A 15937-nucleotide genomic window follows, 5' to 3' on the forward strand; every position below is an offset into this window, starting at 1 on the left:
TCCTCGGCTGTGCAACCCGGTGGTACCGCCCCTGTCGGTCGTTTATTTTTCCCGCCCAAATCTTTATCATTCAGTAAATTGATCAGTACGGATACCCGGGTACAATGACCACCGATATTACTGCGGAGCGGGTCACCGTCGATCTCCACGTCCGATCACTCACACCCCGTGCCGGGAACGGCCGGCAGGAGGCGGTGATCGAACGGCTCGAACGACTCGCGGACACCGGGCTGATCGACGAGTTCAACGTTCACGTCTGGGGACGGCAGGTCAGCCTCTCGACGGCCGCGGCACGCACCGACGCTGGGCAAAACGTGCTGAACCGCGTCGAGATGTTCCGCGAGTGGGCAACGGACACCGATCGCTCGATCAGTTCGTTCTTCGAGACTCGCCGGGTCGACTCACGGATGACCGAGGAGAGTTACGCCGCCCTCGTCCTGCCGATGTTCACGCTCGCGGAGTACCACGGTGGCGAACTCACCTACGTCGCCCCCTGTACTGACGGTGACGACGTCGTCACCGTGACCGACCGTCTCGACACGCTGGAGCAACACGGGACCACGACCGAACCGCTCGAATCCGACGGCGACGGGGGACTGGTCGCCGAAGAGGCCGAGGAGTAATCAGGCAGGTGAACCGTCGTCCGGCGCGGGGACGAGGTGGTCACGACCCCACTCGCGCATCGCCTCGATGACCGGCGCGAGGTCCGTACCGCGCTCGGTCAGGGCGTACTCGACGCGAAACGGTTTCTCGCTGACCACCGTGCGCGTGACGATTCCGCGTTCCTCCAGGTCCTCCAGACTGTCCGACAGCACCTTGCTCGACACGCCGTCGACCGCGTCCTTCAGCGCGTTGAACCCCAGCGGCCCCTCGTTCAACAGTCGGTCCACGATGACTGGATGCCACTTCTTGCCGATCAGCGATGCCGTCGCGGTCACGGCACACCACTCCTCGCCGGCACACCAGATCTCGATCGGATCGTCGTCGCTCATACACGGTCGGTGAACCTCCAGCGATATATAGTTACATCTCGATACCTGGTTGTAGTGGGTAACCGGAACCGTCACGGTGTAGTTCAGAGACTGATACTCGACCGGTCCCGCCAGTTCTCAAAATCTGATACTTTACACCGCGATTTAACAGGCTCCTGTCCGAGGAAGGTGATATGTACGAGATACTGATGCCGATCGACACCGATGCCGACCGTGCGCTCAGACAGGCCCGGGCGGTCGAGGACCTGCCGGGCGGCTCCGAGGACGTTCACGTTACCGTTTTGCACTCGTTCACCGACAACCCCTCGGGTGCGTCCATCACACAGCTGCAGTCGGCCCGGCGCGTCGAGTCCCACCTCGAAGACGCCGGCTACGAGGTGACTCTGGACGAGCGCTCGGGCAGTCCGGCGGACTCCATCCTCGAAGTCGCTGCCGACGAGGACGTGGACCTCATCTGTATCGGGGGCCGCAAGCGCTCCCCGACCGGGAAGGTCCTGTTCGGGAGCGTCACCCAGAGCGTCCTGCTTGACGCCGACCGGTCCGTGCTCGTCTGCCGGCGGGGCGACGACGCCTGACGTAAGCGCCGTACATTTAAAAAACCACGAATTTCCGGGTAAAATTTAATCTGTAACTACTGTATATTAACGTGTGCCGGTGGGTGGGTGGTTCATCGCTTCCGATTCCTACCGGCGGGGGACGCGCCCACGTCTCCCTCAACAGCCGTCCCGCAAGCACCACGTGCCAGCTTTGCCGCGATGCCGTTCCTCAGGCGGCATCACGGCGTCTTCTGAATCCTATCGACCGGGCTGGCGGCCGATCTCGCGAAACGCCATCTCGAAATCCTCGAAGTCCGATAGCGAGTCGCTCATCTCGGCTTCGAGCCGTTCGGCCCGTTCACGTAACGCTTCGACGTCCTCGTTCCCCTCGAGTTCACGGGGTGTCTTCTCGGCTTCGAGCAGCGCCAGCTTGGAGGTGACCTCGTAGTACTCGGTGAGTCGGTCGTCGTATTCGCCGGCCGCGAGCTGTTGCTCGACGGCCCCAACAAGGTCGCCGCTCTCGACGGGTTTGCAGAGGTAGTCGTCGAAGGGCATCTCGATGATATCGAAGTCGGGGTCGACGGCGGTGATCATGATGACCCGGCAGTCGAGCCCGCGGTCCCGAAGTTCCGCGAGAACGTCGTCGCCCGACAGGTCGGGCATCCGGCGGTCGAGCAACACCACGTCCACGTCCTCGTCGACCTTCTCGAGTGCTTCCTGCCCGCCGTAGGCGACCCGGACGTCGTACTCGCGCTCCAGTTTGAGCGCGTATACGTCGGCGACTTCCGTCTCGTCGTCGACGACGAGTATCGTCGCCGACGCCGAATCGTTGCCCATACCACGTCTGTTTGGGAGCGACGGGTTATAATTTTGCACGCACGCTGACACCGGCGGCCCGAGACCGAACCTTTCACGCCAGTAGAGTCCCTCGACCGGGACATGAACGGCCACGAGACCGACGGCGGGACAGGGCTGTCCGAGAAGGCCACGTTCGCACTGGTACTGACCGGCGGCGTCGTCATCCCCGGACTGGCCAACTACGCGCTCGCGGCGGCCGGCTACGACAGGCTCGGCAGTCTGGCGTGGGCGCTGGGCTACGCCGGGGCCATCCTGCTGATCTGGTACGTCTGGGTCCGCCCACTGGACCTGACCGGACCCACGTAACTGTGGGCTCGTAACGGAAGTTTTTAGGCCGCTACAGGGTCAGTCCTAGCCAAGAATGCTCGCGCTACCGCTGCAGGTAATCGACAACTTCCTGCTCCAGTACAACGTCGGGCAGGCACTGTTGCTGATCTTTATCCTGTCTGCCCTGGCAGCCCTGCCGCTGAAATCCCAGCGTGTCTACGCCATGCAGTTCCTGGGCTTCGGGCTCCTGTTCCTGCTGACACCCCAGAGCATGCTCGAAGCCACCTACTGGAAGTTCCTGGGTCTCGCCCTGCTCGTGCTGGCCCCGATGGTGTACATGACCGCCAAACGCTGATCAGTCGAGTTTTTCCAGGCCCGCGAAGAAATCCAGCGGCGGCCCCGCCACTCTGACCGGTTTCTCTGCCCGTTCGAGTGACACCGTCGCCGGCGGCGTCACCGTCTCGTTCGTCCGCCCGTCCCCGACCACGATCGCTCGCCCTCCGTTCTCGATTGTCACTTCGATCTCGCTGTCGTCGTCGACCACCAGCGGCGGCATCTCCGACTCGCCGGCCATCTCCGTGACGATCAGCCCGGACACGTCCGGGTGGACGAGCGGCCCGTCCTCGCTGAGATTGTACGCGGTACTTCCCGTCGGCGTCGCGATCAACACGCCGTCGGCGTGGCCCTCGGTGTAGGTCGCCCCGTCGACCGTCACCTCGAAGTCGATCCCCTGTCCGTGCCCGCGCTGCTCGCCGAGGACGGCGACCTCGTTGATCGCCGGCGGGATCGTCCAGCCGTCGCCGCGGGCCCGCAGTCGGTGCATCGACCGGGTGTCGGCCGCGCCGTCCTCGCGGATCCGCCGGACCACGTCTCCGACGACCTCGACGGCTTCGTCGGGTGAAACTGCGTTCAGGAAGCCGACTTCGCCGAGGTTGACGCCCATGATCGGCGTCGTCCCCGCGCCGCGGGCGGCGAAGAGGAAGGTGCCGTCGCCGCCGATGCTGACCACCAGGTCGCGGCGCTCCATCTCGTCGACTGGAACGCCCTCGACCCCGGTCACTCCCTCGCTGTCGAGCCGTCTCGCTGTCGTCTCGTCGACGACAGTCGGCACGTCCTCGTCGTCGAGGTGCGTCCGGAGCTCGTTGGCCAGCGCGGCGGCGCGGGGATTGTCTCGCTGGGCGACGATGCCGACGTTCATCCGTCTCGGGGTTGGCAACGGGTCACCATAAACCGGGCGGACCCGACCCGTCCGGACGGGCGTTTCGGGACGTGAGCGTCGGGCAACATTAATCACGCAGCGTACCCAGAGTCGGGTATGGCCACCCGGCCGTCGGTGCATCGCCCATGAGCGAGGACGACGACTGGTTCGAGAGCGCCGTCGGTGACGGTGACGACGACACCGACAGCGACGACACCGATTTCACCGACGACGGGAGCGACGATGCTGACGGCGAGGGGTCGCCGTTCGACGCGGACGAATCCGCCAGGAGCGACGACGGCGGTGACGGCTCGCCGTTCGACGGCGGGAGCGATAGCCCGTTCGAGGGCGGCGACGACAGCGGCGGCTTCGGCGACGGCAGCGCCGACGAGGGAGCGACCCCGTTCGGTGGTGACGACGCCGCCTTCGCCGAGACCGACGGCGCGAGCGATGAGACCCCGTTCGGCGGCGGAAGCGACGACGACAGCCCCTTCGGCGGCGGGGGCGAGGCCGGCGGCGACGGCGAACTGTTCGACGACGACTTCGCCTCCGCGTTCGGGTCCGCCGGCGGCGGTGGCGGCGGTGGCAGCAGCGAGTTCGACGACGAGGACTTCGAGTCCGACCTCCCCCGACTGGACCTGGGAATCGAGGGACTGGACAACATGATCCAGGGTGGGATTCCCCGCCGACACCTCATCGTCACCATCGGGTCGGCAGGGACCGGCAAGACGACCTTCGGCCTCCAGTTTCTCCACCACGGCCTGGAAAAGGAGGACACCGAGAAAGCCGTGTTCATCACGCTCGAACAGAGCCACGACGCCATCATGGCCACCGCGGACGAACACGACTGGAACTTCGAGCGCCACGAAGAGGAGGACGACCTCGCCATCATCGACCTGGACCCCGTCGAGATGGCCAACAGCCTCCAGAACATCCAGGCCGAACTCCCCGAACTCATCGAGGACTTCGGCGCCGACAGGCTGGTGCTCGACTCCGTGTCGCTGCTGGAGATGATGTACAACGACCAGGCCAAACGCCGGACCCAGGTGTTCGACTTCACTCGCTCGCTGAAGAAGGCCGGCGTCACCACCATGCTCACCTCCGAGGCCAGCGAGTCCCACGAGTACGCCTCCCGCCACGGCATCATCGAGTACCTCACCGACGCCGTCGTTCACCTCCGGTACGTCCGCCAGGAGACCCGCGAGACCCGCATGGCCGTCGAGATCCAGAAGATCCGCAACGCCAACCACTCCCGGGAGACCAAACCCTACGAAATTACCGACGAAGGCATCTCGGTGTACCAGCAGGCCAACATTTTCTGAGACGACCTTTTTGCACGCTCCGTCGCTCTACGAGCGACTCCGCGGCAAAAATCTCGGCCAAAAATCGCGCCGTCCTCCCGCTCACGGGTCGTTCCTCCCCGTTCGCGCATTTCGAGGCCTCCCTTCGGTCGGCCTCGCGCCGCTCGTCGGGCGCGCCGGTCCGCGCGCTCGCGAGCCTTCGGCACGCGAGCGTGCGGCTGGTGTGCTCGTTCGCCAGCAGCACCGCTACTCCTGTATTCCCGTATCCACCCGATCTTCGAGAATCCACACGAGGAGCTTCAACCTGTTCCGGAGGGCGAAGTCGTCGACAGTGAACGGAAGGGTGTCCCGCCTGCCACCGTCGGTCTCGGCGATCAGTTCGTAGCCTTCCCCCGTCTCGTCGAGGCCGGGATCGAGCGTGGTCGACTCGCCCACGTCCAACTCGGCGGTCTTTTCGAAGACCGTCGTACTCTTGGCGGTGACGGTCACCGTCACCGTGCTGGTCGCGTCGCGCTGGTTGTGGATCACGAGGGGAATGTCTCCCCGTGGGTCGACCGTCCCGGTCGGATCGGGTTTGCCGTCGGTATCGCTGCCGTCGCCGAGACAGCCACCGACCGCGACACAACTGGTCCCGACCGCAGCGAGGAGGGCACGGCGTCGCATGGGTTCGGATGGCCCAGTCCAGATAAGTGTCTTCTGTCGACCGCGGTCACCGCGCGACCGTCACGGGGATCGTGGCGTTTCGGACGACGTTCTCGGCGACGCTGCCGAGCAGGATGCGGGAGACGCCGGAGCGACCGTGACTGCCCATCACGATCCGATCGATGTCGTGCTCCTCGGCGTACTCGACGATGGCGCGGGACGGTTTGCCGACCACGGTATCCGTCCCGACGACGGCACTCGTCCCACTCTGTGCTTCCAGTTCGGTGAGCAACTCCTCGGCGTCGTCCTTGGCGTGCTGGTACCACTCCTCGGAGGCAGCGGGGAACGACGCCCCGGCGCTGTATCCTGCCTCCGTCGGATCGATGACGTGCAACAGGACGAACTCCGCCTCGGGGTGTTCCCGCGCGGCGAACTCCCAGGCCTCCCGGGACTGCGTGGACCCGTCGACGGGAACCAGTATTCGCTTTCCCATGCAGGGGGATAACATGCCACGCGACAAAGGTGTAGCGGCCGGGTCGCTTCGCTCAGTCCCGTCCGTGTTTGGTCACGCACACGGGGAGGCCGATCAACTCGACTGGTTCGGAGTTGTCCGGCGAGTAGACGACCATCTGGCCTTTCTCCATGTAGGGCACCTTGGCCTCCAGATTCGCGGGGATGTTCACCGCCGAGATGGCGTCCTCGTCGCCGAGGTTGAGGACGACGGTCGTGTTGATCTGCTTGAACACGGGTTCGGCGATGTCCTGTGGGTCCTGCGTGATGAGAAAGAGTCCGAGCCGCTCCTTCCGGCCCTGTTTGGCGGCCTCGGTGAACTTCGAGATGACCTTGCCGGCCTGCACGCTGTCGGCGTCGGTCAGGAAGTTGTGGGCCTCGTCCATCCCGACGACCAGAGGTGTCTCCTTGATGCGGTCGTACTCCGGGTCGTTCGAGAGCTTCTGGTCGACCAGCAGACTCGATACCGCCAGCACGATCGTCTCCGCGGTGCGGGTGTCGTTGATGTGGTACGTCGGAACGACGGTGAGGCCGCCAGGGCGGACGAGTTCGTGAATCTGCTCGGTAATCGGGCGGGCGTCCCGGTCGAACACGTCGCCGAACCCGCGGACGCGGCGGCGGATGGCGTCGAAGGTCGCCTCGTGGACGCGCCCGCTCTCGTCGAGTTCCTCCTTCAGCGCCGGGTCGTCGAGGAAGGAGACGAACTGCTGGTAGGTTCCCTCGGACCCGTAGTTGTCGAAAAAGCGGTTCAGCAGGTGGGTCAGGCCGCCGTACTGGTTGTCGTTGAGACCGCTCCCCGCGACCAGCCAGGGGTTGTCCCGCACCATCGAGAAGGGGATGGTGAACTCCACCTGCTCGGCGCGGTGGTGGTCGGCGGCGTAACTCGCCCCGCCGACCTTGGGGACCAGCGCGATCGTGTCGTCGTGACCGCCGTAGGCGACGCCCTCCCGCTCCAGTCGGCGGCGGTCGTCGTCGTCCAGGTCGGGGTTGTCGTCGTGCATCTGGGCGTACTCGTCCTGCGGGTCGAACTGGACGACGGCGGTCTGGACCTCGCGGTCCTCGCCGTCGCCGACGGGGTAGGTCCGCTCCTCGGCGAGGTACTGCCGGAGGATGTTCTTCGAGCCGTGGGTCTTCCCCGACCCCGTCCCGCCGGCGACGAGGGTGTGGCGGAACACGAGGGGGTCGCCGGCCTCGTAGTCGTCTTTCAGCCGGTAGTCGATCGTCGGCGGTTCGGCGGCGGTCTTGACCCGCTCGCCGCCCACGGCGAGGTGGCCGAGGAAGACGCCGTCCTCGGGCATCTTCAGCCCGGTCTTGATCTCGGACTTGTCCGTGGCGGGCCGCACGACCGTCTCGGGTTTGGGTACGCGGTCGGTCATCCGCCGTTTGAGCTCGCCGTCGTCTCGCGACTCGTCGCCGCTCGACTGACTCTGGGCGCTTCGCGCCCCTCCCTCCTCGAAGAGAACGGCCACGGGCTCTAGCGACGCCATGAACTTGAAGTCCTGTTCGTCGATCTCCCGGGAGCGCATCGCGCGGCGGGCGTGGATCTCGGTGGCGTCGTCGGTGCGGAACTCCTGGGCGTACTCCAGCGCGGTGATCCGGCAGAACAGGCGCTCGCCGTCGGGGTAGGGGACGAGCAGGTACTTCCCGATCCGGACGGTCGAGCGGTTCTCGACGGTGACGTAGGCCCGGAGCATGGTATCGTCGGCGTCCTCGCTGATCGTCAGCCCCTCCGAGGCCGAGAGGACGCCGATCCCGCGGTCTTGCCCTGCGGGCGAGACGTCCACCGTCTCGAACTCGGGTGTCTCGTCGTCGCTCGATCCCGAATCGTCGGCCGCCGGTTCCGTCGTCCCCGACTCGTCGCTGGTCGCCGCCTCGGCGACCGACCCGTCGTCGCCGTCCGCGGACCCCTCGCCCCCGTCGCCGTCGAAGTCGGTAAAGTCGCCCAGATCTGACATACCCGGTCAATCGGACCGGTGGGTCAAACGCGTTTCCCCCGCGACTCGGGACCGTGGCTCGCGTCGATAACCGCCGACGCGGGCTTTTTCCCCGCTGGTCGCGTACTTGCGAGTATGTTACTCGTTCGAGGTTCTGCCGGGGAAACCGACCTGACCGGCACGCTGTACGAGCGCGGCGAGTCCCCGCCGTCGTTCAAGGGCGCGCCCGACGAGGACGCTCCCTACGTCTGGGTCTGTGACTCCTTCTACGAGGTCGAGAGCGGCGGCCAGGAAACCACCATCGCGGGCCGGACGGTCAACGTCGCCTTCGAGTCGCCGATGCCCCACGGCTTCGAGACCCGCGAGCGCGCCATCGAGGCCGCCGAGGAACACGTCCGCACCCAGTTCGCGCGCGTCGGCGTCGACCCCGAGGACGTCGACATCGAGGTCACGAAGACCGGGGCCGAGGCCCACTGATCCCTGCAGCGTTGATCCCGACGAACCAGCGACACGTCCGCTGTGGCCCCCACTCCGGAATAGCATCTCGAAAATAATATAACTCGATAATGCATATAAAGTAACAAGATGGCGGCTCACCGACGACTGACCCACTGGCGAACCTGGAGCGATATCGGTTCGGTGGCGTTCTCCTGTTTTCTCATGTCGGTATTACTCGGGGAGCACTTTACCGACGCACTGGCTGTCGTGGGTATTCCGGTGTCCGTGTACAGGACCGTGGTCGTCGGGGTGACGGCTCTTTCTGTCCTGCTCATGTTGGTTTTTCTGTCGGACGTGGACGAACCCGACTGACCCGGTGAAGGAACCGTCGTGGACGACATCGGCCCGGCTTGGTCGATGATCGCCCCCGCGAGGCGGCCGGAGTCAGGAATTCGACGGCACCTCGGAGAGCCGCCTGTCACATCCCTCACACGACAGTGTGTACACTTCCTGTGTGCTGCAACAACTCTCGACTTCGTCGGTATCGTGCGCGAGTTCCTCGCCACAGGACGGGCACGTCTCGAGGAACACTCGAAGCGTCCGGAGGAGTTCGTCTTTCTCGTCGATCGATAGTGTCTCCCAGTCCGGACACCGATCCCGAAGAAGTGGGATCGCAGCCGCGTCGACCCGAAGCGCCACTGTCGTCCGTCGTTTCACGGCGACTATCTCGTCTGCGACAACGTGGACTCCCTCACCGCGTTTCTGGATTTCGATGTCTTCGGCCTCGAGAAGCTTGCCGAACCGCTCGTGGATCAACTCGACCGTGATCGCGTCCATTCGCTCGTGCCACTCCGTTCGTACGCCCTCGACCAATCGAACGTCGTCCGTCGTTGGACAGTAGCGAACCAGTCCGCCGTCCCGGAGAAACTGAGCGCTTTCCGTGATCGCGCTCTCGGAAACCGGGGTCTTTCCGAACCAGTTCAGCACGCTCGCCGGCAAGAACCGCTTTGTCAGCGCCGGTGTCCCGGGCACGAGGTATCCTCGAAGGTAGATCGAGAGACCCGACACCACGAGCACCAGCAGTGCGACCAGAGGTGTGACGAAAAGTGACATCAGGAGCGCTATCAGAACCGAAATGCCTGTGTTCACAATGGTACAGGCGGTGCATCTGTTCGTTCCGGTATATTCCGGCCTGCGAGGTCGGGAAATCGTGGATTCTATCATGTTCGTATCTCTGGTGCTGTCGGCATTCGAAAACGTGGTGCGCGGGGACTAGCAGCAGCTATGCTTCACCCAGTGACAGTCCGTGAGCCAGCAGTTGGGACAGGGTTTCTTCACCTCGTTCCGTTGGCCGACGACCCCACAGCACCAACAGGTCGCACACGACCGCCAGAGGGGTTCGTCACACTCGGAGGAATCCGCTCGCGGCGTCCCCGCCGGTTCGAGCGGTTCACCCTGATAGTAGTTGTCCGGGGCGTAGACGATTTCCGGGCCGTCCGCTCGATGCAGATACGCCGATGGTACGTCGTCGGAGAGCGGCAACATGATCTCCAGGCGATCGTCCCCCACCGGGATGTGGAAGTTGTACTGCTCCAGCTCGCCGTTGACTCGGAGTTTCTCGATACCACCGGGCTGGGACCGATCGGCCAGCTGATCGAAGGGAATCGCGGACACCGACTCCTCCTCGAGCAGTCCGTCGTCACTCAACCCCTTCAACATGGATCCCGAGAACGCCGCTTCGAGACTCTCACGGGCCTCTCGGTGGTCGAAATCGAGCGGCTCGACCGTCGTGTTCTCGACCGATTCCGGTTCCGTCGCCGACGCGGATCCACTCAGGCCCACGACCGATCCGACACTCAGGGCCAACGTCTGCAGGAACCCTCGTCGCTCGTCCGCACTCTCGATCACGTCCAAACGGGTCGTCTCGTCGTTGTCTGCCATTGCAACTGCCACGTTATGTCGGTTGGAAATAGTTATTAACTAGAATACATTTAATGAATATAATTTTTGAGATGGATAATAGAACTACAGTAATCGCCGGTGCACCACCCCCTGAACATCTATGCTCGGGGGCCGGTAGCCGTCCGGCTCGTCGGTGGCGGGCAGGGAGTCTCGTCCGACGAGGCCCACTAGAACTCCACGCCCTGCCAGCGCACGTCGTCGTACTCGCGCTGGCGGTCGCTGTCGAACGTCTCCTCTAACTGGCGCTGGAGCGCGCTCTTTTCCTGCCGGCTGATCCGTGCCAGTTCGTCGGCTTTCTCGACGGCCAGCGGCGGGCCGGTGCGTGCGGCCACGTCGGAGACGATCTGCATGGTCAGGTCCTCGCGCAGGTCCGGATCCTTCGTGAACGCGTAGGGGGCCTCGACCCGGTAGATCAGTTCCTCACGGGGGTCGTAGATCACGAAGAAGGTGACCTCGTAGGCCTCGGGGTCGAGTTCCTTCGTCAGGTCGAGATCGAGGTCGCTCTCGACGGAGAGGGGACGGTCCGCGCCGGCCCGCGAGCGGAACCAGTTGGTGAAGGTCAGGGCGTCGTCGTCGATCTCGCCGTCGTCGTCGGTCCGGGAGAGGACCTGCTCGAAGAACGCGGCGTCGTCGACCCACGGGGCGGCCGTCTTTCGGCGCACGGTGCGGGTGATCGCCTTCGAGGCCGTGCTCTTGACGAAGCCCACGAGGGGCACGTCCCGGCCGACGAACCGCTCGACGAGGTCGACGTAGTGTTGCACCACGTCGCGCGGGCGCTCGTCCTCGACGAGCAACTCGGCGAGGGTGGGGTCCTGATTCGTCCACTTCAGCAGGCCGGTGGGGTAGATCGGGCCGTCGAGGATCAGCAGGTCCGAGACCACGTCGGCGTTGAGCGTGGCGTGTTTACTCTCGGCGAGGTAGAGCGCCAGCGCGTGGACGACGGTCTGCTCGAAGCGGTCGACGCGAGGGGCCTGTAAAATGCGCCCGCGGCCGTAGCAGTCGTCGAACAGCGTCCAGTCGTCCTCGGTCACGTCGACGGTGCCGTCGTTGGAGTGGACGGTACTGACGATGGTGCGCCCGCGGTGCAGGTCCAGATCGGAGGGGACGGCGGCCATGGCGGCCTGTGCCACGTCGATGACGAGGCCGTTCTTGAACGTCGTGGGGTTGATCGTCCCGGAATCGAGGCCGTGCTGGGTGGGGAAGGGTGACTCCATCAGCGCGGCGTCCTCGATGTCGACGAGTCGGCAGCGCTGCTCGTCGAGCGGTTCGAGGATGGGCGTCCCCTCCTGATAGAGGGGATCGAGGAAGTCGCTCCAGACCGTGCTGGCGAGGTCCCGGTGGTCGCTGGCGTCGACGCCGCTCTCGATGCGGCCGGCGAGTTGCGCGATCCCGTCGAAATGCACCGGGTCCAGGGTCATTACCGGGTGGAACGACGGGGGGAATCAAAAGTGTCCGGGAGCCGAGACGGGTACCCTTACTCCTCGCGGCCGGTCTTCTCGTCCAGCACTTCCTTGATCGCGGTGACGTAGGAGTTGAAATCGCGGATGGTCGCGCCGTCGGTGGTGAGGAACACGCCGTCGCGGTCGCTGGTGACGCGCAGGAGGAAGCCGTTCTCGAAGACGCGGATGGTGTAGCGGTACTCGCCGAGTTCCGTCCCGCGATAGGCGTCGGTGGTGTTCTTGAAGCCGCGCCACTCGTGGCCGATGAAGCTGTCGAGGTCGGCGTCGCGTTCGAGGTCCTCGCGGAGGTACAGTTGCTCGAAGTTCGAGCGCGTGAAGTACGTCAGCGAGCGGAGGCTGTCGCCAGCGGCCGTCCGTGCGGTCGTCACCAACTTCTCGGCGAAGGCCTCGTCCACGATGGTCGTCGACATGCCTTAGCACTGGCTGTCCTGTTACATAACGTCGGTGGTCCCCGAGGCTACTGCCGCCGTCGGCGACCGGTCGCCGCCACCGGTCCACGTCCCGCGCGTGCCGGCCATTCGACGCCGTTTTACCACGCGACGGCGACGCTCCGCGTATGCAGGTGGGTCTGGTCATCCTCGACGGCTGGGGTCTCAATCCCGACGAGACGGCCCGTGACGCGGTACGAGCCGCCGACACGCCCAACGTCGACCGCTTTCGCGAGCAGGGCGCGTCGACCACGCTGGAGACGCACGGCCGCCGGGTCGGACTGCCGGAGGGACAGATGGGCAACAGCGAGGTCGGCCACCTCTCGATCGGGGCCGGCCGCGTCGTCAAACAGGAGACGACCCGGATCACCGACGACATCCTCGACGGCGACCTCCGGGAGAACGAGGCACTCGTCTCCGCCTTCGAGTACGCAGACGAGCACGACGGTCGCGTCCACTTCATGGGACTGGTCAGCGACGGCGGCGTCCACTCGGCCCAGTCACACCTCCACGCGCTGATCGACATCGCCGCCGAGCGCGACGCCGAGACTGTCACCCACGCCTTCACCGACGGTCGGGACACCGCGCCCACGGGCGGCGAGGCGTTCCTCGACTCCCTCGCCGCCCACGCCGAGGAACGGGGAACCGGTCACGTCGCGACCGTCACCGGCCGCTACTACGCGATGGATCGCGACGAGAACTGGGATCGCACCCGGAAGGCCTACGACGCCATCGTCGAGCGCGAGGCCGACTATACGGCCGAGACGGCGGTCGACGCCGTCACCCAGTCCTACGACCGTGACACCACAGACGAGTTCGTCGAACCGACGCTGATCGAGGGCCGCCCCGCCCTAGAGGACGGGGATTCAATCGTCTTCTTCAACTTCCGCTCGGATCGCGCCCGCCAGCTCACGCGGATGCTCGCCGACATCGACCCCGAGTGGGAGTTCTCGACCGACCCGCCGGAGACACGGCTCGTCACGATGACCGAGTACGACGAGACCTTCGACCTCCCCGTGGCCTACCCGCCCCGCCAGCCAGAGGACGTGCTCGGCGAAGTCCTCGCGGACACCGGCCACACCCAGTTGCGGATCGCCGAGACCGAGAAGTACGCGCACGTCACCTACTTCCTCAACGGCGGCCGCGAGGTGGAGTTCCCCGGTGAGATCCGCGAAATCGTCCCGAGTCCCGACGTGTCCACCTACGACCAGCAGCCGGAGATGAGCGCCCCGGAGGTGACCGACACCGCGATCGACCGGATCGAGCGGGAAGACCCCGACGCCATGGTCCTCAACTACGCGAACCCGGACATGGTGGGCCACACCGGTGACTTCGACGCCGCCGTTGCGGCCGTCGAGGCGGTCGACGAACAGGTCGGTCGGCTCGTCGACGCGATCCACGCCGCGGGCGGGGACGCGCTGGTCACCGCCGATCACGGCAACGCCGACGACATGGGGACCGAAGCGGACCCACACACCGCTCACACGCTCAATCCCGTTCCCTTCGTCTACCTCGCCTCCGAGGGCGGGGACGGGGGCCGGACCGCCAGAGACGGCGGGACGCTCGCGGACGTGGCACCGACGCTGCTGTCGCTCGCTGGTATCGAGCAGCCGGACGCGATGACCGGCGAGTCGCTGTTGCGGTTCGACGCCTGACCATCGCCGTTTGTCCCGGGGCTTCTCGATGGGTTCCGTCGCTACACTTTCTGGCTCAGAAAATCCGGCTCGGCATTCATGTCGGTAACGCGTCACCAGCCGGTGTGAGAGAGACACCGTGACTCCACCCTGGCTCCGACACGCTCGCCGGATCGCACGCGTCGAACGGACCCGACGACGCCGCCACCGTGGACAGTCGTCACGAACCCGCGCTGCCCTCGCAGTCACACTCGTCGGTGCGGTGGTCGGGAGCGCGGCGCTCGCGTTCGACTTCGGCCGGGCGCTGGTGGCCGGGACTTCCTCACTCCCGATCGACCACCTGCAGGCTGTGGCGAGTGGGGCGTTCCTGCTCCTGTGGTACGTCGTGGGGCGTCGAACTGCCGGCGTCGCCAAGCGCGAGGAGATCGATCTCCTCCTGTGTACCGTTCCGGTGCGTGCGGTTGTCTTCGGTGTCGTGTTCGCCGCTGGGCATCGGATCGTGATGGCAACGGGGACACTCTCACTGGGTGTCGCGGCCGGTCTCGCAGTGGGTACGAAGTCACCGGTGAGTGCCGTCGCGGTCCCGGTTGCGGTCACCGGATACGTCGCACTCGCGGTCGCGGCCGGATGCTGGAGCGGTCTGGCCGCCCGGTTCCTTGCCATGCGGTCGCCACGACTCCGACGATTCACGACGTTTCTCCCCGTGGTGGCGTTCGGCGTCGCCACTCTGGTGTGGGTCGCTGGAATTCGGGGACCGGTGTCGACGGCAGGGGTCGTCGAGTGGCTCCGGCTCTTTCCGGCCGCCTGGTTCGTCGATCTTGGCACACTCGGTCTGCCCGGTGGGGGTCCGGTATCGCTCCGGAGTGTCGGTGCGCTCGTCTTCGCAGGTGGCGGCGTCCCGATAGCCCTTCACACGGCTGTTCCGCTGGCCGAGCGGACCTGGACGGGCGACCGGGTGGTCTCCGATCGCTCGCATCGCTCGCACTCGTTTTTCGATGCCGGAATCCCGGAGCGGCTGACCGCTGGCCGCGTCTCGCGCCCGGTTCTGACGGTTGCCCGGAAACGGTGGGTGCAGGAGCGGCGCGTTCCGCGGGGGGCACTCTCCACGGGGTACCTGCTCGTTCTCACTCCGGCCGTGTTCCTGCCGATTCTGGCGGCTGGCCACGTCCCGGTGCTGTCACTGACCGCGACTGCGTTCCTCGGCGCTGCCGCCACTGGACTTGGGTTCGGGTCGGTCGCACTCGCTGCCGAGTACCCATCCCTCCCTGCGACGCTGACGGCAACGTCCGGCCGACAGTTCGTTGCGGGGACCGTCCTCGCGGGCGCTGCCGTCGGTGGCCCGCTCACCATCGCGGGAATCGTCTGTCTCGGGCTGGCTGGTCCGGTGGGTGCCGTGGAAACGTCGCTCGTCGCGCTCACCGGCGTCGTCCTCTGTGTCTGTGGAGTCACAGTCGGGACCGCCGTCTCGCTCCGCGCCTCCTACTACGAGTTTCGGCTGGTCCCCGTTCCACTCACGAACACCGCCGTGTACTCCGAAATGGGACGCGCAGCATTCGGCAGGCTCGGCGCAGTGGTTGGACTTCTGGCCCTCCTGTCTGCCCCACCGCTGGTGGCTGCCCTCGTGACGCTCACGGGGCCGGGACCGAGTCTGTTCGGCGTCCCGGCCGTATCCGTCCGCATCGCCTCACTCCTCGTGACGCTGACTCTCGCCGCAACAGTCTCCTTGCTGGCGTTTCGGCGAGCCACGCGATCGTTCGATCGGTACGAACTCCCGTGA

Annotated in this window: 18 protein-coding genes; 8 read left to right on the forward strand and 10 right to left on the reverse strand. The window is 65.6% G+C overall.

Translation table 11 applies throughout. From position 1 onward, the window contains the following. The first annotated feature begins 104 nt into the window (after nt 1–104). On the forward strand, nt 105–623 hold the full coding sequence (locus BV210_RS12395; RefSeq protein WP_216640624.1) for an HTH domain-containing protein: 519 nt from the start codon (nt 105–107) through the stop codon (nt 621–623). On the opposite strand, the gene BV210_RS12400 is transcribed toward BV210_RS12395, so the two are convergent. Next, the gene (locus BV210_RS12400) at nt 624–992 is read right to left on the reverse strand and encodes a helix-turn-helix domain-containing protein (RefSeq protein ID WP_077206941.1); all 369 of its coding nucleotides are present in this window, start codon (nt 990–992) and stop codon (nt 624–626) included. Nucleotides 993–1165: 173 nt separating this feature from the next. Between BV210_RS12400 and BV210_RS12405 the strand changes: the two genes are divergently transcribed. After that, complete coding sequence (locus BV210_RS12405; protein WP_077206942.1) at nt 1166–1567, forward strand: universal stress protein; 402 nt, start codon at nt 1166–1168, stop codon at nt 1565–1567. 219 nt (nt 1568–1786) lie between these two features. Here the strand turns inward: BV210_RS12405 and BV210_RS12410 are convergent, their stop codons facing one another. After that, nucleotides 1787–2365, reverse strand: a complete 579-nt coding sequence (locus BV210_RS12410) for a response regulator (RefSeq protein ID WP_077206943.1) — start codon at nt 2363–2365, stop codon at nt 1787–1789. A 102-nt stretch (nt 2366–2467) separates the two neighbouring features. Here BV210_RS12410 and BV210_RS12415 point away from each other — a divergent pair, with 102 nt between their 5' ends. Together BV210_RS12415 and BV210_RS12420 are read left to right on the forward strand one after the other, a co-directional pair. After that, nucleotides 2468–2692 (forward strand): hypothetical protein, encoded by a 225-nt coding sequence (locus tag BV210_RS12415; RefSeq protein ID WP_077206944.1) that lies wholly within the window; start codon nt 2468–2470, stop codon nt 2690–2692. A gap of 55 nt (nt 2693–2747) precedes the next feature. Next, complete coding sequence (locus BV210_RS12420) at nt 2748–3008, forward strand: hypothetical protein (protein ID WP_077206945.1); 261 nt, start codon at nt 2748–2750, stop codon at nt 3006–3008. Here the strand turns inward: BV210_RS12420 and BV210_RS12425 are convergent, their stop codons facing one another. Further along, entirely contained in the window at nt 3009–3851 is an 843-nt protein-coding gene (locus BV210_RS12425; RefSeq protein WP_077206946.1) for an NAD(+)/NADH kinase, read from the reverse strand. 146 nt (nt 3852–3997) lie between these two features. On the opposite strand from BV210_RS12425, the gene BV210_RS12430 reads away from it, so the two are divergent. Next, nucleotides 3998–5173, forward strand: a complete 1176-nt coding sequence (locus BV210_RS12430) for a KaiC domain-containing protein (RefSeq protein ID WP_077206947.1) — start codon at nt 3998–4000, stop codon at nt 5171–5173. Between the two features lie 225 nt (nt 5174–5398). Here the strand turns inward: BV210_RS12430 and BV210_RS12435 are convergent, their stop codons facing one another. The 3 genes from BV210_RS12435 to BV210_RS12445 are packed head-to-tail and all read right to left on the reverse strand — an operon-like array spanning nt 5399 to nt 8259. Beyond that, nucleotides 5399–5815, reverse strand: coding sequence for a hypothetical protein (locus BV210_RS12435; RefSeq protein ID WP_077206948.1), 417 nt, complete (start codon nt 5813–5815; stop codon nt 5399–5401). A gap of 46 nt (nt 5816–5861) precedes the next feature. Then, nucleotides 5862–6287, reverse strand: a complete 426-nt coding sequence (locus BV210_RS12440; RefSeq protein ID WP_077206949.1) for a universal stress protein — start codon at nt 6285–6287, stop codon at nt 5862–5864. Nucleotides 6288–6339: 52 nt separating this feature from the next. Further along, a complete protein-coding gene (locus BV210_RS12445) occupies nt 6340–8259 on the reverse strand; it encodes an ATP-binding protein (RefSeq protein ID WP_077206950.1) in 1920 nt (639 codons plus the stop codon). 114 nt (nt 8260–8373) lie between these two features. On the opposite strand from BV210_RS12445, the gene BV210_RS12450 reads away from it, so the two are divergent. After that, complete coding sequence (locus BV210_RS12450) at nt 8374–8715, forward strand: hypothetical protein (protein ID WP_077206951.1); 342 nt, start codon at nt 8374–8376, stop codon at nt 8713–8715. A gap of 405 nt (nt 8716–9120) precedes the next feature. Here the strand turns inward: BV210_RS12450 and BV210_RS12460 are convergent, their stop codons facing one another. The 4 genes from BV210_RS12460 to BV210_RS12475 form a co-directional block, all read right to left on the reverse strand. Then, complete coding sequence (locus BV210_RS12460; protein ID WP_157526007.1) at nt 9121–9900, reverse strand: hypothetical protein; 780 nt, start codon at nt 9898–9900, stop codon at nt 9121–9123. A gap of 48 nt (nt 9901–9948) precedes the next feature. Then, on the reverse strand, nt 9949–10617 hold the full coding sequence (locus BV210_RS12465) for a hypothetical protein (RefSeq protein WP_077206954.1): 669 nt from the start codon (nt 10615–10617) through the stop codon (nt 9949–9951). A gap of 188 nt (nt 10618–10805) precedes the next feature. Further along, nucleotides 10806–12056 carry a DNA double-strand break repair nuclease NurA gene (locus tag BV210_RS12470; RefSeq protein ID WP_077206955.1) on the reverse strand — a complete coding sequence of 417 codons (1251 nt, stop codon included), beginning with the start codon at nt 12054–12056 and terminating at the stop codon, nt 10806–10808. 56 nt (nt 12057–12112) lie between these two features. Beyond that, nucleotides 12113–12508 carry a hypothetical protein gene (locus tag BV210_RS12475; protein WP_077206956.1) on the reverse strand — a complete coding sequence of 132 codons (396 nt, stop codon included), beginning with the start codon at nt 12506–12508 and terminating at the stop codon, nt 12113–12115. A 146-nt stretch (nt 12509–12654) separates the two neighbouring features. Between BV210_RS12475 and gpmI the strand changes: the two genes are divergently transcribed. Both gpmI and BV210_RS12485 read left to right on the forward strand, forming a co-directional pair. Next, complete coding sequence (gene gpmI / locus BV210_RS12480) at nt 12655–14181, forward strand: 2,3-bisphosphoglycerate-independent phosphoglycerate mutase (protein WP_077206957.1); 1527 nt, start codon at nt 12655–12657, stop codon at nt 14179–14181. Between the two features lie 118 nt (nt 14182–14299). After that, nucleotides 14300–15937: a hypothetical protein gene (locus tag BV210_RS12485; protein WP_077206958.1), complete on the forward strand. Its 1638-nt coding sequence runs from the start codon at nt 14300–14302 to the stop codon at nt 15935–15937.

It is taken from the genome of Halorientalis sp. IM1011 (genome assembly GCF_001989615.1).
In the GTDB taxonomy this organism is placed as follows: Archaea; Halobacteriota; Halobacteria; order Halobacteriales; family Haloarculaceae; genus Halorientalis.